The sequence below is a fragment of the Dermacoccus abyssi genome (assembly GCF_003515945.1).
Lineage (GTDB): Bacteria > Actinomycetota > Actinomycetes > Actinomycetales > Dermatophilaceae > Dermacoccus > Dermacoccus abyssi.
The window spans coordinates 1-20879 of record NZ_QWLM01000014.1; the positions used below are offsets into that span (position 1 = coordinate 1).

The 20879-nt window shown below is 68.7% G+C and carries 19 protein-coding genes and 1 pseudogene; 7 read left to right on the plus strand and 13 right to left on the minus strand.

Annotated elements, in window-relative coordinates; all coding sequences use genetic code 11:
• The first annotated feature begins 89 nt into the window (after positions 1 to 89).
• A complete protein-coding gene (locus D1832_RS11405; RefSeq protein ID WP_118914150.1) occupies positions 90 to 311 on the plus strand; it encodes a hypothetical protein in 222 nt (73 codons plus the stop codon).
• A 21-nt stretch (positions 312 to 332) separates the two neighbouring features.
• Here the strand turns inward: D1832_RS11405 and D1832_RS11410 are convergent, their stop codons facing one another.
• Positions 333 to 1748: an FAD-binding oxidoreductase gene (locus D1832_RS11410; protein WP_118914152.1), complete on the minus strand. Its 1416-nt coding sequence runs from the start codon at positions 1746 to 1748 to the stop codon at positions 333 to 335.
• 392 nt (positions 1749 to 2140) lie between these two features.
• Here D1832_RS11410 and D1832_RS15390 point away from each other — a divergent pair, with 392 nt between their 5' ends.
• A complete protein-coding gene (locus tag D1832_RS15390; protein ID WP_182434768.1) occupies positions 2141 to 2278 on the plus strand; it encodes a hypothetical protein in 138 nt (45 codons plus the stop codon).
• Positions 2279 to 2356: 78 nt separating this feature from the next.
• On the opposite strand, the gene purL is transcribed toward D1832_RS15390, so the two are convergent.
• From purL to purS, 3 genes are read right to left on the minus strand one after another with little or no spacing between them, the layout of a single operon-like run.
• Positions 2357 to 4705, minus strand: coding sequence for a phosphoribosylformylglycinamidine synthase subunit PurL (purL, locus tag D1832_RS11415; RefSeq protein WP_241510988.1), 2349 nt, complete (start codon positions 4703 to 4705; stop codon positions 2357 to 2359).
• 16 nt (positions 4706 to 4721) lie between these two features.
• On the minus strand, positions 4722 to 5393 hold the full coding sequence (gene purQ, locus D1832_RS11420) for a phosphoribosylformylglycinamidine synthase subunit PurQ (RefSeq protein WP_118914154.1): 672 nt from the start codon (positions 5391 to 5393) through the stop codon (positions 4722 to 4724).
• The gene (gene purS, locus D1832_RS11425; protein ID WP_118914156.1) at positions 5390 to 5653 is read right to left on the minus strand and encodes a phosphoribosylformylglycinamidine synthase subunit PurS; all 264 of its coding nucleotides are present in this window, start codon (positions 5651 to 5653) and stop codon (positions 5390 to 5392) included. Before purS ends, purQ begins: the two co-directional genes overlap by 4 nt.
• A gap of 358 nt (positions 5654 to 6011) precedes the next feature.
• Here purS and D1832_RS11430 point away from each other — a divergent pair, with 358 nt between their 5' ends.
• The gene (locus D1832_RS11430) at positions 6012 to 6368 is read left to right on the plus strand and encodes a hypothetical protein (RefSeq protein ID WP_118914158.1); all 357 of its coding nucleotides are present in this window, start codon (positions 6012 to 6014) and stop codon (positions 6366 to 6368) included.
• Between the two features lie 66 nt (positions 6369 to 6434).
• Here the strand turns inward: D1832_RS11430 and D1832_RS11435 are convergent, their stop codons facing one another.
• From D1832_RS11435 to D1832_RS11445, 3 genes are all read right to left on the minus strand, one after another.
• The gene (locus D1832_RS11435) at positions 6435 to 7331 is read right to left on the minus strand and encodes a phosphoribosylaminoimidazolesuccinocarboxamide synthase (RefSeq protein ID WP_118914159.1); all 897 of its coding nucleotides are present in this window, start codon (positions 7329 to 7331) and stop codon (positions 6435 to 6437) included.
• Between the two features lie 49 nt (positions 7332 to 7380).
• A complete protein-coding gene (gene purD / locus D1832_RS11440; protein WP_118914161.1) occupies positions 7381 to 8667 on the minus strand; it encodes a phosphoribosylamine--glycine ligase in 1287 nt (428 codons plus the stop codon).
• A gap of 182 nt (positions 8668 to 8849) precedes the next feature.
• Positions 8850 to 9566: an RCC1 domain-containing protein gene (locus tag D1832_RS11445; protein ID WP_241510989.1), complete on the minus strand. Its 717-nt coding sequence runs from the start codon at positions 9564 to 9566 to the stop codon at positions 8850 to 8852.
• A 403-nt stretch (positions 9567 to 9969) separates the two neighbouring features.
• On the opposite strand from D1832_RS11445, the pseudogene D1832_RS15860 reads away from it, so the two are divergent.
• Positions 9970 to 10056: pseudogene (locus tag D1832_RS15860) on the plus strand (leucine zipper domain-containing protein); the annotation flags it as partial.
• A gap of 112 nt (positions 10057 to 10168) precedes the next feature.
• On the opposite strand, the gene D1832_RS11455 reads toward D1832_RS15860, so the two are convergent.
• On the minus strand, positions 10169 to 10462 hold the full coding sequence (locus D1832_RS11455) for an addiction module antidote protein (RefSeq protein ID WP_047312394.1): 294 nt from the start codon (positions 10460 to 10462) through the stop codon (positions 10169 to 10171).
• Positions 10455 to 10769, minus strand: a complete 315-nt coding sequence (locus tag D1832_RS11460; protein ID WP_118914165.1) for a type II toxin-antitoxin system RelE/ParE family toxin — start codon at positions 10767 to 10769, stop codon at positions 10455 to 10457. The genes D1832_RS11455 and D1832_RS11460 overlap by 8 nt, the downstream gene beginning before the upstream one ends.
• 260 nt (positions 10770 to 11029) lie before the next feature.
• On the opposite strand from D1832_RS11460, the gene D1832_RS11465 reads away from it, so the two are divergent.
• Together D1832_RS11465 and D1832_RS11470 are read left to right on the plus strand one after the other, a co-directional pair.
• Complete coding sequence (locus tag D1832_RS11465) at positions 11030 to 13294, plus strand: HelD family protein (protein WP_118914166.1); 2265 nt, start codon at positions 11030 to 11032, stop codon at positions 13292 to 13294.
• A 46-nt stretch (positions 13295 to 13340) separates the two neighbouring features.
• A complete protein-coding gene (locus D1832_RS11470; protein ID WP_047312604.1) occupies positions 13341 to 13673 on the plus strand; it encodes a chorismate mutase in 333 nt (110 codons plus the stop codon).
• Between the two features lie 249 nt (positions 13674 to 13922).
• Here the strand turns inward: D1832_RS11470 and D1832_RS11475 are convergent, their stop codons facing one another.
• From D1832_RS11475 to D1832_RS11485, 3 genes are all read right to left on the minus strand, one after another.
• Positions 13923 to 14735: an acyl-CoA thioesterase gene (locus D1832_RS11475; RefSeq protein ID WP_182434769.1), complete on the minus strand. Its 813-nt coding sequence runs from the start codon at positions 14733 to 14735 to the stop codon at positions 13923 to 13925.
• Positions 14736 to 14842: 107 nt separating this feature from the next.
• Positions 14843 to 16327 (minus strand): S8 family peptidase, encoded by a 1485-nt coding sequence (locus tag D1832_RS11480; protein WP_241510990.1) that lies wholly within the window; start codon positions 16325 to 16327, stop codon positions 14843 to 14845.
• A gap of 103 nt (positions 16328 to 16430) precedes the next feature.
• Positions 16431 to 17423 (minus strand): thermonuclease family protein, encoded by a 993-nt coding sequence (locus tag D1832_RS11485; RefSeq protein ID WP_241510991.1) that lies wholly within the window; start codon positions 17421 to 17423, stop codon positions 16431 to 16433.
• A gap of 150 nt (positions 17424 to 17573) precedes the next feature.
• Between D1832_RS11485 and D1832_RS11490 the strand changes: the two genes are divergently transcribed.
• Positions 17574 to 18989 carry a polysaccharide deacetylase family protein gene (locus D1832_RS11490; protein WP_118914170.1) on the plus strand — a complete coding sequence of 472 codons (1416 nt, stop codon included), beginning with the start codon at positions 17574 to 17576 and terminating at the stop codon, positions 18987 to 18989.
• Positions 18990 to 19047: 58 nt separating this feature from the next.
• Here D1832_RS11490 and lysS read toward each other — a convergent pair whose 3' ends face one another.
• A complete protein-coding gene (lysS, locus tag D1832_RS11495) occupies positions 19048 to 20850 on the minus strand; it encodes a lysine--tRNA ligase (RefSeq protein WP_338067322.1) in 1803 nt (600 codons plus the stop codon).
• Between the last annotated feature and the right edge of the window lie 29 nt (positions 20851 to 20879).

Here is a 20879-nt window from a genome sequence, read left to right on the forward strand (position 1 = left end):
GGGATGGCGAGCGTGAAGAACTTCCATCATCCGGGAGACCTCGACCCCTACCCGGCCACCGACGCGCTCAACCGACTACACCCTCATCTGTGAAGAGCCGCTTTCGCGCGGTGCACGCCGTCGGACGCCTACGCGACGGCCGCCGCGAGCACCACTGTGCGCGCGGCGAGCGCGTCATCACGGCCGTCTCCGGCACCTACACAGGACGGCCACTCGGCAACCTGACGGACCTCACCGCGTGCGGCTTCGGCTTCAGTGACCCGCCGAGACGTCCTGCCGTCGGAGAGATGACCGCGCTGCGCCAGCGGTGACCCCCGGCACGCGGCTTGCCGTCAGGCCGAGAAGACCTTGCCCGGGTTGAAGATGCCCTTCGGGTCGAGTGCGCGCTTGATCGCGCGCTGCATGTCGATGACGACACCCGTCTGCTCCTGCTCGAGCCCCGGCATCTTGAGCAGGCCGACGCCGTGCTCGCCGGTAACGGTGCCACCGACGGCAAGGGCGGCGTCGATGATCTCGGCGAACGCCGCTTGGGCGCGTTCGCGGGCGGCGTCATCGCCGGGCTCGGTGATGAGCAGCGGGTGGAGGTTGCCGTCGCCGGCGTGCGCGATGTTGGCGATGACGGTGTCGTGCTTCGCGGCGATCTCCTCGATGCGCGAGAGCATGCCGGGCACCTCGGCCTTGGGCACGCAGACGTCTTCGGTGAGGGTGTCGCCGAGGCGTTCGAGCGCCGGGTAGGCCAGGCGGCGCGCCGCGAAGAACGTCTCCGCTTCCTCCTCGCTCGTCGAGCGGGCGGCGAAACTCGCTCCGGCGGAGGTGAACACGTCGACCATGCGGGTGGCCTCCTGCTCGCCGACGGCGCCCGGGTCGTCGATGCGGCCGAGCAGAACGGCAGCGCCGCCCCTACCCTCGCTCTTGCCGTCGAGGTGCTCGGAGCACATGTCGAGCAGGCCCATGTTCTTCCAGTCGTCCACAGCCTTGAGGCACACCTGGTCGACGAGTTCGAGTGCGAAGGGAGCGATTCCGGCGTCCGCGACGCCCTGGACGGCGTTTCCGGCGGAGACGACGTCCGGGAAGAACCCCACGACCGTCGTCTCGGGTGCGCGGGCCGCGCGCAGTTTGACGGTGATCTCGGTGATGATGCCGAGCGTGCCCTCGCTGCCGACCATGAGGCCGACGAGGTCGTAGCCGACGACGCCCTTCGCCGTTCGGCGTCCCACGCGCACGAGTTCGCCGGTGCCGGTGACGACTTCGAGGGCGAGGACGTAGTCGCGCGTGACGCCGTACTTGACGCAGCACAGGCCGCCGGCGTTGGTGGCGCAGTTGCCGCCGATCGTCGACCAGGGCGCGGAGGCCGGGTCCGGCGGGTACCACAGGCCCTGCTCTCCCGCAGCGGCGCGCAGGTGGTCGTTGACGACGCCGGGCTGCACGACCGCGAGGCGCTCCGTCGCGTTGATCTCGACGATGCGGTTCATCTTCTCGAGGCTGACGACGACGCAGCCGTCGAGTGCGTTCGCGCCACCCGACAGGCCCGTTCCGGCGCCCCGCGGCACGACGGCGACATCGTGTTCGAGGCAGGCCAGAACAACCTGCTGAACCTGCTCCGACGTCGTCGGTCGTACGACGGCGGCCGGGGTTCCGAACGGCGCCCACTCGGCCTCGTCGTGGGCGTAGGACGCGATGACGTCAGTGTCGGTCACGAGGACGTCGGCGGGCAGAACTCCACGCAGGGCTTCGACGATCGCAGGCATGGTCCGACCATACTCATCGGTAGCAGCCCATCGACAGAGTGCCCGCCGCGGCTCACGACGAGACCCAACATTCGCAAAGTCCAGTGGAGCCATCCAACTGTTCGGTGCGTCTCACCCTCAGCGTGGCCACAGAACCTGCCCCGCAACGCTTTCAGATCGCCGATGAAGGAATGAGACCGTTGACGACGTCACCGAACGCACCCTCCCGGACCACGCCGAACCTCAATGCCGTCCCCAACGCGTTCTGAGTCGGTCTGGCCATCGGTCTGCTCGGTTTCGGCGTCAAACTCAGTCAGACCTCAAATCAAACTCACGACGGCGAGGTCACCTCGTGCTCGTCCGTCGATCTGACCGGTTTCTTCGTTGCGATCGCTCTCGGTGTCTGCGCCTGGGTGACGTGGTCTCCGACCGTCCAGCGCCTTGCGGACAAGCCGCCGGTGGCGCTGCGCGCGGGCTTGGTTGCCATCCTGCTCGCCCTGGCCGCCGTCCACCTGCTGCGCGGCTTCGGGCTGATCCTCTCCCCCTGCTGATCGTGTGACGCTCCCACCGCGCACAACGAAGCGGCGGGCCGGTTCCGAAGAACCGGCCCGCCGCTTTCGTTCGGTCGATCAGCCGAAGACCTTGCGCAGCGGCGCCTGGTGCGTCTCGGCGAGCTCGGCCACCGGCACGGAGAACAGGTCGCCGACGGCGAGCGCTCCCCCGCCCGTTTCGCCGATCTTCGTCGCGGGCACGCCGTGCCCACCGGCCATGGCCTCGAAGGCCTCGACGTGCTCGGGCGCAACAGCGACGAGTGCACGTCCGGCCGACTCGGAGAACAGCGAGACGAACGCGTTGCCCTGCTCGAACTCGACGGACGCACCCACACCGTGACGCACCGCACCCTCAGCCAGTGCGACCGCGAGGCCACCGGACGAGAGGTCGTGCGCCGAGGCGAACAGGCCGTCACGCGCACCGTCGATGAGGACGGTGGCGAGTGCCTTCTCGTTGTCGAGGTGAATCTGCGGCGGCGTGCCACCGAGGTGGCCGTGCACGACGCACGCCCATTCGGAGCCGTTCAGCTCGTCGCGCGTCTCGCCTAGGACGTAGAGCGCGAGGCCAGCGTCCTTCCATGCCGACGGCGTGCGCTTGCTGACGTCGTCCATGACGCCGAGCACAGCGACGACTGGGGTCGGGTGGATGGCCACGTCACCGGTCTGGTTGTAGAACGACACGTTGCCGCCGGTCACCGGCGTACCGAACGAGCGGCACGCCTCGATGATGCCGTCGACCGCCTGGCTGAACTGCCACATGACACCCGCGTCCTCCGGCGAACCGAAGTTGAGGCAGTCGGAGACGGCGAGCGGCGTCGCACCCGTGGCCGCGACGTTGCGGTACGCCTCGGCGACGGCGTGCTGGGAGCCGATGAACGGGTCGAGCTTCGTGAAGCGTCCGTTGCAGTCGGTGGAAACGGCGACGCCCAGGCCGGTGCCTTCGTCGACGCGCACGACGCCCGCGTCGTCCGGCATCGCGAGCGCGGTGTTGCCCATGACGTAGCGGTCGTACTGGTCGGTGATCCACGACTTGTCGGCGATGTTCGGCGAACCGAGCACAGCGAGCAGCTGCTCGCGCAGCTCGTGACCCGACGACGGGCGCGTCAGCAGCGACGCGGAGTCGGACTGCAGTGCGTCGAGGTAGTCGGGGCGCGCGAGCGGACGCTCGTAGACGGGGCCGTCGTGAGCAACAGAACGCGGCGGAACGTCGACGACGACCTCGCCGTGCCACGTGATGACGAGGTGCTCGCCGTCCGTGACCTCGCCGAGAACGGTGGCCTCGACGTCCCACTTGTTCGCGATCGCCATGAACTCGTCGAGCTTCTCCGGCTCGACGACGGCCATCATGCGCTCCTGCGACTCGGACATGAGGATCTCCTCGGCCCGAAGGGAGCTGTCGCGCAGCGGAACACGGTCGAGCTCGATGCGCATGCCGCCGTCACCGGCCGAGGCCAGCTCGGAGGTCGCACACGAGAGGCCCGCGCCACCGAGATCCTGGATGCCCTCGACGACGCCCGCGGCGTACAGGTCGAGGCAGCACTCGATGAGCACCTTCTCGGCGAACGGGTCGCCGACCTGAACGGCCGGACGCTTGGCCGGGCCCTCGGCGTCGAACGTCTCCGAGGCGAGAACAGAGACGCCTCCGATACCGTCGCCGCCCGTCTTGGCGCCGAACAGGATGACCTTGTTGCCCTTGCCCGCAGCCTTCGCGAGGTGCAGGTCCTCGTGACGCAGCTTGCCGACGCACAGGGCGTTGACGAGCGGGTTGCCCTGGTAGCAGTCGTCGAAGACGACTTCGCCGCCGATGTTCGGCAGGCCGAGGCAGTTGCCGTACCCGCCGATGCCGGCGACGACGCCGGGCAGCACGCGGGCGGTGTCGGGGTGGTCGAGGGCGCCGAAGCGCAGCGGGTCCATGACGGCGATCGGGCGCGCGCCCATGGCCATGATGTCGCGCACGATGCCGCCGACGCCGGTGGCCGCGCCCTGGTAGGGCTCGATGTAGCTCGGGTGGTTGTGCGACTCCACCTTGAAGGTGACGGCCCAGCCCTGGCCGATGTCGATGACGCCGGCGTTCTCACCGATGCCGGCGAGCTGCTTGCCGCGCGGGGTCTCGCTCGGCAGGTCGCCGAAGCGGCGCAGGTGCACCTTCGAGCTCTTGTAGGAGCAGTGCTCGCTCCACATCACGGAGTACATGGCCAGTTCGGCGCTTGTCGGGCGGCGGCCGAGGATCTCGCGGATGCGGGCGTACTCGTCCTCCTTGAGGCCGAGTTCCGCCCACGGCTGCTCGACGTCGGGCGAGGCCTCGGCCTTCGTCACCGTGTCGAGGCCGTCGGTCTGTGGAGCAGCGATGATCTGGTTGCTGTCGGTGTGGTGTTCGCGGGCGCCGGCTTCGTGGCCGGGCTCGGGCGTCATGCTCAGGTCACTCATGTGTTCTCGTATCCCCTCAGACGTTCGCGAGCGCCTTGATCGCGCTCGTGAAGAACGCCAGGCCGTCGGTCGAGGGGCCGAAGCCCTCCTCGACGCAGTGTTCCGGGTGCGGCATGAGGCCGACGACGTTGCCGCGCTCGTTCGTCACGCCGGCGATGTCGCGGTAGGAGCCGTTCGGGTTGCCGTGCAGGTAGCGGAAGACGACGCGCCCCTCGCCCTCGAGTTCGTCGAGGGTCTTGGCGTCGGCGACGAAGCAGCCCTCACCGTTCTTGAGCGCGATGGTGATCTCCGCGCCCTGCTCGAAGTCGTTCGTCCACGCGGTGGAGGCGTTCTCGACGCGAAGCACCTGGTCGGTGCAGAAGAACTTCTGTTGCTCGTTGCGGATGAGCGCGCCGGGCAGGAGGTGGGACTCGCACAGGATCTGGAAGCCGTTGCAGATGCCGAGCACCGGCATGCCGCCCTGCGCGGCGGGCACGAGCTTCTCCATGACCGGCGCGAAGCGCGCGATGGCGCCGCAGCGCAGGTAGTCGCCGTAGCTGAACCCGCCGGGGACGACGACTGCGTCGACGCCCTTGAGGTCAGCGTCGCCGTGCCACAGGTCGACCGGGTCTCCGCCTGCGAGACGGACGGCGCGCTTGGCGTCGTGGTCGTCGAGCGAACCGGGGAAGGTGATGACGCCGATCTTCATCGGGCGTCCTCGTCGGCCAGGTCGTGGACGCTGACGACGTCCTCGATGACCGGGTTCGACAGGAGCTTGCCGGCGGCGTCGCGCGCCGCGGCGAGGTGGGCTTCGGTGACGTCACCCTCGACCTCGAGGACGAAGCGCTTGCCCTGGCGCACGTCGGTGAACTGCTCGAAACCGAGGCGCGGGAGCGCACCGGCGACGGCCTGACCCTGGGGGTCGAGGATCTCGGACTTCAGCATGACGTCGACGACGACGTGGCCCATGGGTTAACTCCTGCAGGTTTTCTTTGACACCGGCGTGGGCGTCGTTGGCTGGCTGAGGCGAACCTTTGCCCTTCCGAGTGTACGGGGGCGGCAGCCTCCGCCCGACGGCGAGATCGGGCTCGCTGTCCCACCGACGAGCCAGTTCTGCGACGTCGAGCGAGCCTGCCAGAGGCCGGTTGCCCGTACTCCGCCGGGCCGGCGTTGCCTCCACGCTCACGAGCGGTGTTTCTCTTCCGCCCGAAGGCCCGCCGCGCCCGATATCGTCCTGCGCAAAGCGACGGAATACGAGCTCCTCGACTCCGCGGGCAAGGTTCTCGAAACCACCGAGGACAAGATCAACGTCGGCTCGGGCACCGGAATGACGAAGGTCTCGAACAAGATCAGCAAAGCCCCCGCCGGCGCGAAGAAGGTCCGCATGAAGATCACCAAGGTGACCGAGGACGAGAACTCCCACGACATCTCGGTGAGCAACGTCAAGGTGACGAAGGACGGCCACGAGGGCCGTTGGCCGCTCATCACGGGCACGTTCAAGGCGCCCGAGGACATCGGCCCGGTCGGTCTCAGCGCCGTGTGCCACGACTCCACCGGTCGCGTCGTGGTCGGCAACGGCCTACCCACCGTCACCGGCGCCAAGAGCGGCGACTTCCGAGTCAAGCTCGGCGCGGCACCGGAGCACTGGGAACCCAGCAGCTGCTTCGTCGGACAGACGGGCTGACCGCAGCAGACATACGAAGCGCGGGCGACCCGGTGGAGGGCGCCCGCGCTTCGTGCGTCCCGGGGCTCAGGCGAAGATGCGACCCGTGAGGTTCTCGTACGCCTCGACGTACTTGGCGCGGGTGGCCTCGACGACGTCGGCCGGCAGCGCAGGCGGCTCCTCGCCACTCGCCTTGTCCCCCCAGCCCGATGCGTCGGAGGTGAGCCAGTCGCGTACGAACTGCTTGTCGAAGCTGTTCTGTGCGCGACCAGGCTGCCAGTCGTCGGCCGGCCAGAAGCGGGACGAGTCGGGCGTGAGCAGTTCGTCCGCGAGCACGAGCGTGCCGTCGGCGCGAACCCCGAACTCCACCTTCGTGTCGGCGATGAGGATGCCGCGCTCGGACGCGATCTCGTTGCCGCGCTGCAGGATCCGGACGGTGAGGTCCCGAATCTCCTCGGCTCGCTCGGCACCGATGAGATCGACGGCCTCGTCGTACGTCATGGGCTCGTCGTGCTCCCCCAGCTCGGCCTTCGACGTCGGCGTGAAGATCGGCTCGTCCAGCTTCGACGCGTCCTCGAGCCCCGCGGGCAGCGCGACGCCGCACACCGAACCCGTCTCGCGGTACTCGGCCAGCCCGCCACCGGTGAGGTAGGCGCGGGCGATCGCCTCGAGCGGCACCATGTCGAGACGCTCGACGAGCACCGCGCGCCCGGCGACTGCCTCCGGCACGTCCGTGGAGATGACGTGGTTGGGCACGAGGTCCGCCATCTGCTCGAACCACCACAGCGACAGCTGCGTCAGCACCGCGCCCTTGTCCGGAATCGGCGTCGACAGGACGTAGTCGAACGCCGAGATGCGGTCGCTCGCGACGAGCAGCACCTGGTCGTCGCGCGGGTTGCCCGCGTCGTCGAGCGGCGCGTAGAGGTCACGCACCTTGCCCGAGTAGACGTGCGCGTAACCCGGCAGGTTCGGGGCGTCGGTCATGGACTCTCCTTGGAGCGGTGCGGGTTCGTCGAGGGTGTGGGCGTGAGGCTCAGACGGTGATCTCGCCGCGCAGGGCCTTGAGTGCGATGTCGCTGCGGTGGTGCGAACCGGGCAGGTCGATCTTCTCGACGCCCGCGTAGGCCACCTCGCGGGCCTCGCCGAGGTCGGCGCCGAGGGCGACGACGGAGAGCACGCGGCCACCCGAGGAGACGAGCGTGCCGTCGTCGCCGGCCTTCGTGCCCGCGTGCAGGACGTAGGCGCCGCCACCGGCGCGCGAGCCGTCACCATCGACGTCCTCGAGCCCGCTGATGGGGTCACCGGTCTTGGGCTGAGCCGGGTAGCCGTCGCTCGCGACGACGACGGTCACCGCGGATTCGTCGCGCCACTCCAGCGCCGGGAAATCGGCGAGTTCGCCGCGTGCAGCCGCCCGCAGCAACTGGCCGAGCGGGGTGACAAGGCGCGCGAGGACGACCTGCGTCTCCGGGTCACCGAAACGCGCGTTGAACTCGACGACCTTCGGGCCCTTCGACGTCAGCGCGAGGCCGACGTAGAGCACACCCGCGAACGGGATGCCGCGCTGCGCCATCTCGTCGATCGTCGGCTGCGCGACGGAGCGCACGATCTCGTCGACGAGATCGTGCGGCGCCCACTCGAGGGGCGAGTAGGCGCCCATGCCACCGGTGTTCGGGCCGGCGTCGTCGTCGCCGACGCGCTTGAAATCCTGCGCCGGCTGCAGGGGAACAACACTCGTGCCGTCGGTGATGCAGAAGAGGGAGACCTCCGGGCCGTCGAGGTACTCCTCGATGACGACGGTCGAGCCCGCGTCGAGGCAGGCCTTCGCGTGGGCGAGCGCCTCGTCACGCTCGTCAGTGACGACGACGCCCTTGCCGGCAGCGAGCCCGTCGTCCTTGACGACGTGCGGGGCGCCGAACGCGTCGAGCGCTGCAGCGACGGCATCCAGATCGGTGCAGGTGTGAGCCCCCGCAGTGGGGACGTTCGCGGCGTTCATGACGTCCTTGGCGAACGACTTCGAACCTTCGAGGCGAGCGGCCTCGGCAGAGGGGCCGAACGTGTCGATTCCTGCAGCCCGCACCGCGTCAGCGACGCCCGCGACGAGCGGCGCCTCGGGCCCGATGACGACGAGGTCGGCCCCGGCCTCCTGCGCGAGCGCCGCGACGGCGTCGCCGTCGTTCGCATCGACCGGTCGGCAGTCAGCGATCTGCGCGATTCCGGGGTTTCCCGGCGCTGCGAGGACGGCTTCGACCTGCGGGTCTGCGGCCAGACCCCTGACGATCGCGTGCTCGCGCGCGCCCGTACCGACGACGAGTGTCTTCATGCGCCCAACCCTACCGGGGCTGCCCGCGACCGAACGGGGCGTAGGTGAGCCCGCAGAGCGCGCGGGCGTCCGTGCGACGAACATCGCAGGGCTCGTTGTCGAGATCGCAACACCTGAGCCTGCGGGAAAGGTACACGGTGTCTTGTTCCGACGCACGGTTCGCCGTCTGAGCGCGCATTGGATCAGAGCAAGTGCGGCCAGCTCCCGACGTTGCACTGACCATGCTCGTCGCTGCCCGTCGCGAGCACGACCCCGTCCGCTCGGAGCCCGAGGGTATGACGGGCGCCCGCGGCCACGGCGATGACATCCCGCCAATCCTGGACATCGCACTGGCCGTGGCTATTCGAACCGGCGGCCAAGACTCGCCCCGAGCCGGTGAGCCCCACGCTGTGGTGACTGCCTGCGGACACCTGGACGACGTTTCGCCACGTCAGGACGATGTCGACTCCGCTGTTTCTCGCCCCAACAGCCAACGAGCTTCCGTCGACCGTGCACGCAAGCGTGTGGAGGTAGCCCGCCGAGACCCCGACCACATCCCGCCAACCGACCACGTCCAACTGCCCCGCACGATTGTTCCCTGCAGCAAGAACCGTTCCGGCGGTCGTCACTCCCACGGAGTGCCAATCACCGCAGGTCACAGCCGTGACCCCACACCATTCATTGACGGCCGCCTGGCCCTCCGTGCTTCGGCCGGTCGCAACGACAGTCCCGTCCTGACAGACGCCCAACGTGAAGCGCCACCCGGCAGCAACAGTTCGAATACTGTTCCACGAGCTGACATCACACTGACCGTTCCCGTTCCAACCGACGGCGAGAACAGTGCCGTCAGACTTCAGACCCACGGTGTGAGACTTGCCGGTGTTGGTGAACGCGTGCACGTTCCCCGCCGCTACGGCCACGATGTCGCTCCACCCGCCCACGGCCCCTTCGCCGGCGGAATCACCCCCGGACGCGACCACCGTGCCGTCACTGCACAAACCCACAGAGTGGCGACACCCGGCAGCGAGGTGGTTCGCGAGGGAAACAGAATGGCTCGGCATGGTCCCAGTCTGCTGCGCCTAGCTGTGAAGACCAGGAACGTTGGTCCGGTCTGTGCGAAGCGGCGACGCACGATGATCTGATCGGGTGACAAACGAAGGCCTCGCTAGGTGCAATTGGAGTGTCTGGTTCCCACACCACGCCGGGAGGCCTTGAGTGCCCACGCTGCCCGCTCCAACACCGCTCTCACAGTCCGTACCCGCTTGTGTCTGGCCCGATGATCATCGACGACGGGTGGCACTCGCGCCGCGGAACGCTTGTGATGTGTCGTGGAGAACCGCCGCGAAATGGGCGATCCGTTACACGAGTGAAGGCGGTGACGGCCTACAGGATCGCTCCAGCCGTCCACCTCGCCAGCCTCGTTGGACTCGCAGACTCGAGCCGGGACGTGAGGCATCGAGTGAGGCCAGCGCCGCCATGAAGACACCTGAAGGGCCCTGCTACGCGGCGAAGCACGCGTGGGTCAGGCTACAGCCTCGAACGACAGGCGAAGCCCGAGCGCCTCGCTCACCTTCAGCACGGTCGTCCAGGTGGGGTTGCCCTGGTCGGACAGGGCCTTGTACAAGCCGTCGCGGCTCATGCCGACCCGGCGGGCGAGTTCGCTCATGTTGCCCGACCGGGCGATGACCCCCAGAGCGCGGGGCACCGCGGTGGGGTCCTCGTGAGACTCCTCGAGGGCGATTTGCAGGTAGCCGGCGACGTCCTCGATGTTCTCGAGGTAGCTCGCGGCGTCGAATCGGGTGTAGGTCTCAGTCATCGTGCCCCTCCTGCGTGTTCCAAGCGCTGGCCAGTTGCCGCGCCTTGGCGATGTCGTCGGTCTGGGTGGACTTGTCCCCGCCGCACAGCAGCAGGACCACCTGCTGACCTCGGCGCGTCAGGAAGATCCGGTATCCGGGACCGAAGGTGAGACGCAGCTCCAGGACGCCGCCACCGACCGGTTTCGCATCGCCGAGGTTGCCGGCGCTCAGACGATCGAGACGGGCCAAGATCCGCAGACGGCCTTGCCTGTCCTTCAGCCGACGCAGCCAACGATCGAAGTCCTGGGTGGTGAGAACCTCGAACATGTGTCGATTATAGTCGACAGAGGGGATTCGGGCCAGAGCTCTCCAAGAGGTCCGCTCCGCGGCAGGAGTGGGCGCGAAGGTCGGTCGTGCGCCGCGTGAGTACTTGCTTGCACAGGGCTGACGTCGCTCGACCCCGGGCGGGCCGCACAGGCGCGCGTGAGACGGGCGCCGGGCGGGGCGTGATCGCACACCGAGCGACGACTAAGCTGGAGTGCCACCCTGCGAGGGTGAACGGACCGCACGGCGATGGGAAACACTGCGTGAGCACAGCTCAGGGCACACGTTCGCACGAAGAACTGCCCGACGAGGTGAAGCACGAGATCGCGCACGAGCAGGCGCACGTCGATCGCGTGTACTCCGAACTGGCGAAGGCCGGCGAGCGCGTCCAGCTCGTCGAGAGCGAAGGCCTCGCGCGCGGGCGCGCGAGCCGCTCCGGCGACATGCGCGACGAGGAGAAGGCTGGTCTGTTCGAACGCGACGCCCTCATGTTCTCCGCGGGCAAGCGCCGCGCCACCCTCGAGCAGCAGTTCGAGGGGCTCGTCTTCGGGCGCCTCGACATGGACCACGCGATGAGTTCCGACGGGTCCGGTTCGGTCTCCACCGGCTCCGGCGACGACCTCGAGGTGCGCTACATCGGCCGCCTCGGCGTGCGTGACGACGAGTACGAGCCCCTCGTCATCGACTGGCGCGCCCCCGCGGCGTCGCCCTTCTACCGCGCGACGCCGGTGGCGCCCGAGAACGTCGTGCGCCGGCGTGTGCTGCGCTGCCGCGACGCGAACGTGCTCGGCGTCGAGGACGACCTCATGGTCGTCGAGGCGCCCGAGGGCATGACGGTCGTTGGCGACGGCGCGCTCATGGCGGCGCTCACCCGTTCGCGCGGCGCGCAGATGCGCGACATCGTCGCCACGATCCAGCGTCACCAGGACGAGGCCATCCGGGCCGACGCGCGCGGCGTCACCCTCATCACGGGAGGCCCGGGTACGGGCAAGACCGTCGTCGCGCTGCACCGCGCGGCGTACCTGCTCTACTCCGATCGCCGCCGCTTCGAGTCGGGCGGCATCCTCGTCGTCGGCCCGTCGTCCGCGTACACCGCCTACATCGAGCGCGTGCTGCCCTCACTCGGTGAGGACTCCGTCGCTCTCCGAGCCCTCGGCGACGTCGTGGGCGGCATGACGGCAACGCGCCTCGACACCCCGGAGGCCGCCCGCATCAAGGGCACGCTCAGCATCCGCACGGTGCTCTCGCGCGCGGCGAAGGACGTGGCACCCGACGCGCCGGGGAGCCTGCGCGCGATGGTCGCGGGCCTCGCCGTCAACCTCGACGAGCCGACGTTGCGTCGCATCCGCGGCCGCCTGCTCTCTCACCACCAGCACAACAAGCTCGCGGGCGACCCTAGCGATGTTGTCAGCGAACTCGCTTCTGCCGCATGGAATCAGGTGCGCACGCACACGAACATGGAGCGAACCGAGTTCATCGATCGGTTCGAGGACAGCCGTGACGTCGAGGCGTTCGTCGCCGACTGGTGGCGCCCGATCGACCCGCGTCAGGTGCTCCTGTGGCTCACCGACGCGGGCCGCCTGGCGCGCTTCGCCCGCGGCGTCCTCACCGACGCCGAACAGGCCGAGCTCGTCCGCTCGTTCGAGGCCGCCCTCGCCACCGGTGAGTGGTCCGTGGCCGACGTCGCCCTCGTCGACGACCTGCTCGCGCGCCTCGCCGAGGTGCCGGAGGCCCAGCGTGAGGAACGCGGCTTCTACGAGATCGAGGAGTTCGAGAGCCTCTCGGACTACGGCGTCACCGAGGTCGAGGTGACCGGTTCGCGCCGCCAGAGCCACGACGTCGGCTACGAGGTGACGCCGAAGGATGCCCGTGAGCGCCTGCTCGCCGGACGCCTGACGCGCGCGGACGAGTACAGCCACGTGCTCGTCGACGAGGCGCAGGACCTCTCCCCCATGCAGTGGCGGGCCGTCGGCCGCCGCGGGCGCTACGCGTCGTGGACCGTTGTGGGCGACCTCGCGCAGGCGTCGTGGCCGGACCTCGAAGAGGCCACTGCGGCGCGCGACGAAGCGTTCGGCTCCAAGAAGCGTCAGAGCTTCCACATGACAACGAACTACCGCAACGCGCGCGAGATCTTCGACTTCGCCGCCGAGCTCATCCGCCGCTACGTGCCGGACGCCGACATCCCGCAGGCCGTTCGCGAGACCGGCAATCACCCGACGTCGGTCACGGTGTCCCCGAACAACGTTCTCGCCCAGGCCCGCTCGGAGGTCGCCACGCTGCTCGAGCAGGTCGACGGCAGTGTCGCCGTCATCGCTCCTGCGAAGTGGCGTGAGGTTCTCGAGGAACTCGACGGACGTTCGGGACGCGTCGTCGTCATCGACCCGATGTCGACGAAGGGCCTGGAGTACGACGCGACGCTCGTTGTCGACCCCGATGAGATCACAGCTGAATCGCCTGGCGGCGCCCGGGTTCTCTATGTTGTGCTGACTCGTGCCGCGCATCGCATGACGGTGCTCGACGTTCGCTGACCCCGATGCGAAGGGCCCTGCCATGACGACCACCCCCGAGCCCGCCATGCCGCCGAGCGACGGCGGGCGTTCGCCACACAGTTCCGTGGCCGGTACGTCGGACGAGGTGCTGGGCGCTTACCGGCGCAGCATCGACAACATCGACGCGGCGATCATCCACATGCTCGCCGAGCGCTTCCGCATCACGCAGGCCGTGGGTGAGTACAAGGCGACGCACGAGCTGCCGCCGGCAGACCCGTCGCGCGAGGAACGTCAGGTTGCGCGGCTGCGCGCGCTGGCGACCGAGTCGGGCCTCGACCCGGAGTTCTCGGAGAAGTTCCTGCGCTTCGTGATCGACGAGGTCATCCACCACCACGTGCGCGCCGCCGAGCGTGGCTGACTCGTAGGACCGCAGCGAAGCGAGGATCCTGCGAGTCAGCCACGCGACAAAGGCGCGCCAAAAACACCGTGCCGCCGAGCGCACATGGATCGTAGGACCGCAGCGAAGCGAGGATCCTGCGAGACCGCCACGCGACAAAGGCGCGCCAAAAAAACACCGTGCCGCCGAGCGCACATGGATCGTAGGACCGCAGCGAAGCGAGGACCCTGCGAGACCGCCACGCGACAAAGGCGCGCAAAGTGCCTGAACTCAGCCGAAGACGGCCACCGTCTGGCAGCTGATGACGACGGGATCGCCGCTCGCCGTGTAGACCCGGGCGGCCGTGTGGCCGTAGCCGTCGTGAGCCGCATCGGTGGTCACTTCGTACCACCAGCGGTCGGCGCCGGTTCCGGTGACGGGCGCGACGAAGTCCATCGTCCACGTCATCGTCGACATCGGGACGACCTTGGTCAGCATCTGTCCTGCTGCGGGCGGCCAGCAGTCGACGAGTGCCACGAGGTGGGCGAGCCCGAAGTCGTCGGTGGGTTCGCGGAAGCTCATGTAGCCGTGCATGTCGCCGTCGGCGCCGCCGCTGAACGGTCCGTGGCCCTTCGCGAGGCGCATGTCGAGGCGCGCGATGAACTCGGGCGTGACGCCCTCGATGTACGGGATCGGCGTGAGCGAGTCGTGCTCGGGAAGGTCCTTGCCGAGCGGTGACGCCGCGAGGGAGAGCGACGACGGGCGCGCCGCACCGATCGTCACGAGCGCGACGGCCCGCACCGACTCGACGCCCGAGGCGTCGGCCTGCATCACGCGGGCCTCCACCTGCGTCGCGGACTTGCCCTGACGCAGCACCTCGGCCGTGACGCGTGCGTCACCGGCTTCGACGGGGCCGACGAAGTTGATCGTCATGGCCCGCACGTCCTGCTCCGGCAGGTCCACCGCGGCGAGAACGCGGCTGAGCATCGCGCCTGCGACGACGCCACCGAACGTGGCACGACCCTGTCCCCAACCGGGCGGAACGACGACGCTCTCACCGTCGCGGGCCGCTGTGAAGAGGACGTCGAGGGGGTGTTCGCTCATGAACGCGATGCTAGTGGCCGCCGTTGACGCCGAACACCCGCCGTTCATCGGCCGACCCGCCCCCACACTGCGCGAGGACGGGCCGATGCGAACGAACAGGAGGAACGTCAGCCGCCGACAGCCTTCAAGGCGTCGACGAGCCCAGCGCCGTAGTAACCACTGCCCCGCTTCTTGCCCTCGCACGTCGCGTCGTTCACGCCGTCACGGTCCTGGTCGTAGAACTCGGGGCACGCAAGAGGGTTCGCCTGGCGCTTCAGGGTGGAGATCGTCTGCTTGGCGTTGAGGCCTGTTTGCGTGCCGCGCAGCAGCGCCACGACGCCCGCCGCATGCGGCGAAGCCATGGAGGTGCCCTGCTTGTAGCCCCAGCCACCGCCGACAACGGTGGACAGGATGCGCCCGTTCTTGCTCGGAGTGTCAGCGGGAACGCGGCTGTCACCACCCGGTGCGGCCACGTCGACGACACCGCGACCGTAGTTGGAGAAGTAGGACTTCACCGCCGTGGGGCCGACCGAGGACACCGCAACGGTGTTGCCGGCCTCGGCGGGGATGTCGTAGCAGCGGTGGTCCGTTTCACGCGGCTGCGGGTCATCGGAGTTGTTCGGGCTGCCGGTGTCGGTGATGGGTTTCGACAGATCCCAGCCCGAATTGCCTGCTGCGGCGACGTTGACGACGTCCTTCTTCTCGCTGTACTTGAGTGCGCGATTCACGGCCTCGATGACGGGTCGCTGCTCGGGGTCTGCCTTGCACCACAGGAAGTACGGGTCGATGAAGTACGAGTTGTTCGTCACCTCCATGCCCTTGTCAGCCGCCCAGACGAAGCCGCAGATCGCGTACTCGGGGTAGATGTACCCGTCGTCGTCGACGACCTTGACCGCTGCCAGCTTGACGTTCGGCGCGACGCCGACGATACCCGTGCCGTTGCGGGCACCCGCGATGGTGCCGGCGACGTGTGTTCCGTGGTCGGATGTCGTGGGCTGCCAGGCCTTCGGGTTGGTGTTCGGCACCCCTCGGTCGTTGCAACTCACGGATTGAGAGGGGTCGACGTTGGCCGCGAGATCGCTGTGATCGGCTTCGATTCCGCTGTCGAGGACGCCGACGGTGATCGCCCGGTTGCCGTCGGTCTTGCGGTGGGCCTTGTCGGCGCCGATCTGACGCATGTCCCACTGGTCCGCGTTGAGGGCTTCCTTCGTGTCGTCGCCACCGGAGGTTCCGGGGCCCAGTCCCGTCACTTCGCCGTCAGGGACAACGTTGCCCGCTCCCGCGAGGGCGCTCATGGCGCGCGTTGGACCAGCTGCGACGACGCCCGGACGTTTGCGCGCCTTGTCGTCGAAGGCGCCGTCGGAGGCCTGAGCGATGACGACGCCGATCTGCGGCCATTCCTGAACGACAGTGCCGCCCGCCGCCTTCACTGCAGCGGTTGCCTTGTCGGTGCCCTTTCCCGCCTGAAGCACGACGAAGGACGTCGGCGAAGGGAGGGGTTCGGAGGGCACGGGCGGCGCAGCCTGAGCCGGTGCCGACAACAACGCGAAGCTTGCCGCGGCTCCGGTAGCCGCGCACGTGGCGACGGCCTTACGCATGAAGGTGTGGTTCACGAAGATCCTCCTGATTCGGGCCGCCCGGTTGCGACCGCTGTGAACTGTGCCATACCACAAGGGAATTGCTTCAGTTACTCGCCAGGAACTTTTCAGGAAGCGCTCAGGCGCGGGCCATGCGCCACCCCGCCGCGAGAGCTTCGCTTTCGGAACAGAACCAGCGCTCGCCCTTGCCCGTCGAGATCTTGGTGCGCTCGTACGCCGAGTCGCCCGGGCGATGAGCGATCTTCTCGCCGTCGGAGTTGATGTTGCCCTTGATCGAGCAGGCGCCCGGCTCACTCGTCGAGGCTGAGGGGGCGGCCGAGGGTTTCACCGCAGGCGCGGAGGCGGTAGGGGCCGGCTGCGCAGGCGCCGTGGTGGCGAGCCCCTCGTGGAACCCGTTGCACGGCGGCCCCCACGTGCCGCGCTTCGCCGTCTTCGCCCGGTTCATCGCCGCCAGGTATTCGAGCCGGTGCGCGTACGGCCCGTGGTAGGTGTACTCCTTGCCGAACCCGCCCTCGATCTGCGCGAGCGCGACGTTGGTCGAACCGCCGACGAAGACGTGGCGCAACAGGCGCCCGTACCGATCGCGCTCCCCCTGGCTCGGATCGGCCTCGAGCTGAACCTGCTTGCTCTGCACGAGCGACTGCATGTTGCTGCTCGCCTCCTTGCCGAAGCACTGGACCGGCGCGTTCGGCTTACGCGTCTCCGGGGTGTCGAGCCCGATGATGCGGATGCTCTCCTTCACCCCGTTGATGCGCACCTTGATGGTGTCCCCGTCCGAGATGCCGACGATGTCGTACAGCGGCCCCGCGCCTGTGCCCGCACCGATGCCGCGACGGTCGCCGTCCGCCCCTTCGGCCGCTGACGTGTTGCTCGGGTCGCTCGACGCGTCGCTGGAGTTGCCGGACTCGTGGGCGTCACCCGACGTGGTCGGTGTGGACGACGGAGCATCGCTCGGCGACGACGTCTCGGCGGTAGGCGTCTCAGTGCTGCTCGTGGTCGAGGCATCCGACGGTGATGGCGAAGAGTCGAGCGAGCCACACCCCGTCACGCCCAGCACGGCCGCCGAGAGAAACAACGAGCAGGCGGCAATGCGGGAGCGAGAACGAAGCACGCCCCGAACTCTAGGAGACGCCACCGACAACGTCGGGCCGTTTGCAGGAGAAACGAACCCCTCGGTCCGCAGGGTGCCCGATCGGGCGTGGTCGGGCGACACTCCCTTCCCGTCCAGCCGCCACCGAGGTGACGCTGGAATGATTGCGCCGTGAGAACGTCTCGTCGCTTCGCTGCCCTCGCCCTCGTCGTTGCCACTGCGGTTGCGGGGTGCACGACGGACGACCCGTCCGGCTCGTCGTCGGGCTCGAAGGGCGCCTCGGTGAAGCCGAGCGTCAGCGTCTCCTCGTCGGCGCCCAAGGTGTCGCCGGTGAAGCTCGAACTCGACGCCTCCGACGTTCGTGCCGAGAGCTCGTGGAACGCCCCCCGCTACTCGGCACAGTGGCCCGCGCTCCCGGGATCGGAGAAGCTCTCCGAAGCGCTCGAGCGCCAGATCCAGAGCTGGCGTCGCGATTACGTCGGCACGTACTCGGGGCCGCGTTCCGGCATGACGGTCGTGTGGGAGCCCGTCGTCAACGCCTCGGGGCTGTACGGCATCCGGCTCCGACACACCGTCACGGCAGCCGATTCTGCGGCCACCTCGACGACGCTGTACGGCGACGGTGACTCCTCCTTCACCTCGCTCCAGCTCATCGACGACTCGCAACGCGCCGCCCTCGTCAAGGAACTCGAACGTCAGGCCGTGCAGGTCAACGGCGGCGGCGAGCCGTTCGAAGGTGCCACACCCGAGGAAGTCTTCACCGACGTCAGCTTCACCCCCGACGGCACCCTCGTCGCCGCCGTCGCCGAGGGAACGATCGGGCCCATGTCGGCCGGGCAGCACTACGCCACGGTGAAGAACCCGGAGCGCTACCTCTCCGACGACGGGCGCCGCGTGCGCGAGGCCGCGATGAAGAGCCCGGCGTCGAGTACGTCACCGGCGCCGTCGACGTCCACCACCAAGCCGGAGAACGCCGGCAAGAAGACCGACTGCACCAAGGCCAAGTGCATCGCGCTGACCTTCGACGACGGCCCGGGCCCGTACACGAACTCGATCCTCGACACCCTCGAGAAGAAGAAAGCGCGCGCCACCTTCTTCACCCTCGGCCCGGCCGTCCAGGCCGCGCCCGCCACCGTGCGGCGCATGGTGAAGCTCGGCATGGGAGTCGGCAACCACAGTTGGTCGCACCCGCAGTTCACCACCCTCACCGACGCCCAGGTGACGAGCGAGATCACCCGCACCGCCGACGTTCTCAAGAAGATCACGGGCAGTGACCCGGTCGCCGTTCGCCCGCCCTACGGCGCCTACACCGAGGCGACGCCGCGCGCCGGCGCTCCCTCCGTCCTGTGGGACATCGACACCGAGGACTGGAAGAACCGCAACGCCGACACGACGACCAAGCGTGTCGTCGACGGCGCGCACCCGGGCGCCATCGTCCTCATGCACGACATTCACCCGTCGACGGCGAAGGCCGTGCCCGGCATCGTCGACGAGCTGCAGAAGCAGGGTTACACCCTCGTCACGATCGACGAGCTGATCCCGTCGATGACGAAGGACGGCGTCTACTCGAGCGCGCCGACGAAGTAGGCACGACATGACGAAGCCCGCTCACCTCGTGAGGTGAGCGGGCTTCGTCACGGCTCGATCAGGGCGTGACGAGTTCGCGCAGACGCTGCGGGCCGACGGCCAGCAGGAGCGTGGGAAGGCGCGGACCCGTGTCCTTGCCGATGAGCAGGTTGTAGAGCAGCTTGAAGAACTCCCTCTGGCTCGCACCGAGCTCGGCGGCCGTCTCGGGGTCGGCCTTGCGGTCGGGGCGGAAGTTCGCGTCCTTGCCCGCCTGCACCTTCGGCACGCCGTAGACCTGCGTGGTGAGTCCGTCGAGCGTCCACACGTCCTCGATGCGGCCGAGGCCCTCGGCGCCGTCGACGTCCTTGCCGTCGAGCAGGATCCGAAGCTGTTCGCGCTGCGAGTCGGTGGCCGCGGCAATGCCTGCCTCGTCCTTCGTCTCACGCACGACAGTGCGCTCGTCGTCGGGCATGTACCGCTCGACCCAGCGCTCCACACAGCTCAGGCGCGGACGCAGGACGTCGAGGCTCGACGGCGCGTTCGCCGGGTCGAGGTTGCCGACGATGCGAAGCGTCTGCTCCTCATCGCCCGTCGTGATGTCGTTGATGCTCGCGAGGGTGCGGTAGGCCACCGGGTGCGGCGTGGAGGGCAGCTCGCCCTCGGCCGTCGTCGAGGCGCGCACGAGCGCAGCCACGTCACCGGGCTGGCCCTTCTCGGAGCCCACCTTGGCCACGAGCGCGTCCCACTCGTCGTACATGCGCTGCACGTCGGAGTCGAACGCGACGGTGAAGCTCTGGTTGGGCTTCTTGCGCGCGTACAGCCAGCGCAGCAGCGCGGGCTCCATGATTGTCAGGGCGTCGGTGGGAATCGGCACGCCACCCTTGGACGAGCTCATCTTCGCCATGCCCTTGATGCCCACGAAGGCGTACATCGGGCCGAGGGGACGCTCCCACCCGAAGATGGGTGCCACGTCCTTGCCGACGACGAATGAACTGCCGGGGCTCTGGTGGTCGACGCCGGAGGGCTCGAAGACGACGCCCTCGTACTTCCAGCGCATCGGCCAGTCGATCTTCCACACGAGCTTGCCGTTGTGGTGCTCGCGCAGAACGACCGTCTCCTCGTGGCCGCAGCGGCACGTGTAGGTGAGGTCGGTGGTCTCGTCGTCGTAGGCGGTGACGGTGGTGAAGTCGGTGCCGCACTTCGAGCAGTAGGGCTTGTACGGGTAGTAGCCGCTCGAGCTGCCGCCGTCGTCCTCACCGGCCGCACCGGAACCTTCTTCGGCCTCGGCGGCCGCAGCCTGCTCCTCTTCCGACAGGACGGGCGCTTTCTTGCCACCCTTGACGGGCTTCGCAGCGGCGTCGTTCTTGGGGAGCGTGCGGTAGCGGGCGAGGATGGCGTCGAGCTCGTCGCGCTTGCTCATCGCGAAGAGGATCTCGTCGGTGTAGGCCCCGGACGTGTACTGCTCGGTCTGGCTGATGCCGCGGTAGACGACACCGAGGGCGTCGAGGCCGGCCTCGAACTCGGTGCGGAAGTGCTCGGCCCAGCTCGACGCGCTGGAACCCTTCGGCGCAGGCACGCGCGTGAGCGGCATGCCGATGTACTGCTGCCAGGAGTCGTCGACGTTCGGGACGTTGGGCACCTTGCGGTAGCGGTCGAAGTCGTCCCAGCTGATGATGTGCTCGCACTCGACGCCGCGGCGGCGGATCTCGTCGACGACGAGGTGCGGGGTCATGACCTCGCGCAGGTTGCCGAGGTGCACCGGGCCAGAGGGGCTGATGCCGGAGGCGACGACGACCTTCGTGCCGCGGCGTTCGGCCTCGGCGATCGTCTCGTCGGCAAGTCGGGAAACCCAGTCGGCGTCGGGCGGCAGCACAGTAGTCACCCGGCCAGTTTAGAGGGCGGCGGCGCGGC

Excerpts from the sequence above, each read along its gene's own strand:
- D1832_RS11410 (WP_118914152.1), bottom strand. The coding sequence starts at position 1,748 with ATGCCTGCGATCGTCGAAGCCCTGCGTGGAGTTCTGCCCGCCGACGTC.
- purL (WP_241510988.1), bottom strand. The coding sequence starts at position 4,705 with ATGAGTGACCTGAGCATGACGCCCGAGCCCGGCCACGAAGCCGGCGCC.
- purQ (WP_118914154.1), bottom strand. The coding sequence starts at position 5,393 with ATGAAGATCGGCGTCATCACCTTCCCCGGTTCGCTCGACGACCACGAC.
- purS (WP_118914156.1), bottom strand. The coding sequence starts at position 5,653 with ATGGGCCACGTCGTCGTCGACGTCATGCTGAAGTCCGAGATCCTCGAC.
- D1832_RS11430 (WP_118914158.1), top strand. The coding sequence starts at position 6,012 with ATGACGAAGGTCTCGAACAAGATCAGCAAAGCCCCCGCCGGCGCGAAG.
- D1832_RS11435 (WP_118914159.1), bottom strand. The coding sequence starts at position 7,331 with ATGACCGACGCCCCGAACCTGCCGGGTTACGCGCACGTCTACTCGGGC.
- purD (WP_118914161.1), bottom strand. The coding sequence starts at position 8,667 with ATGAAGACACTCGTCGTCGGTACGGGCGCGCGCGAGCACGCGATCGTC.
- D1832_RS11455 (WP_047312394.1), bottom strand. The coding sequence starts at position 10,462 with ATGACTGAGACCTACACCCGATTCGACGCCGCGAGCTACCTCGAGAAC.
- D1832_RS11460 (WP_118914165.1), bottom strand. The coding sequence starts at position 10,769 with ATGTTCGAGGTTCTCACCACCCAGGACTTCGATCGTTGGCTGCGTCGG.
- D1832_RS11470 (WP_047312604.1), top strand. The coding sequence starts at position 13,341 with ATGCCGCCGAGCGACGGCGGGCGTTCGCCACACAGTTCCGTGGCCGGT.
- D1832_RS11475 (WP_182434769.1), bottom strand. The coding sequence starts at position 14,735 with ATGAGCGAACACCCCCTCGACGTCCTCTTCACAGCGGCCCGCGACGGT.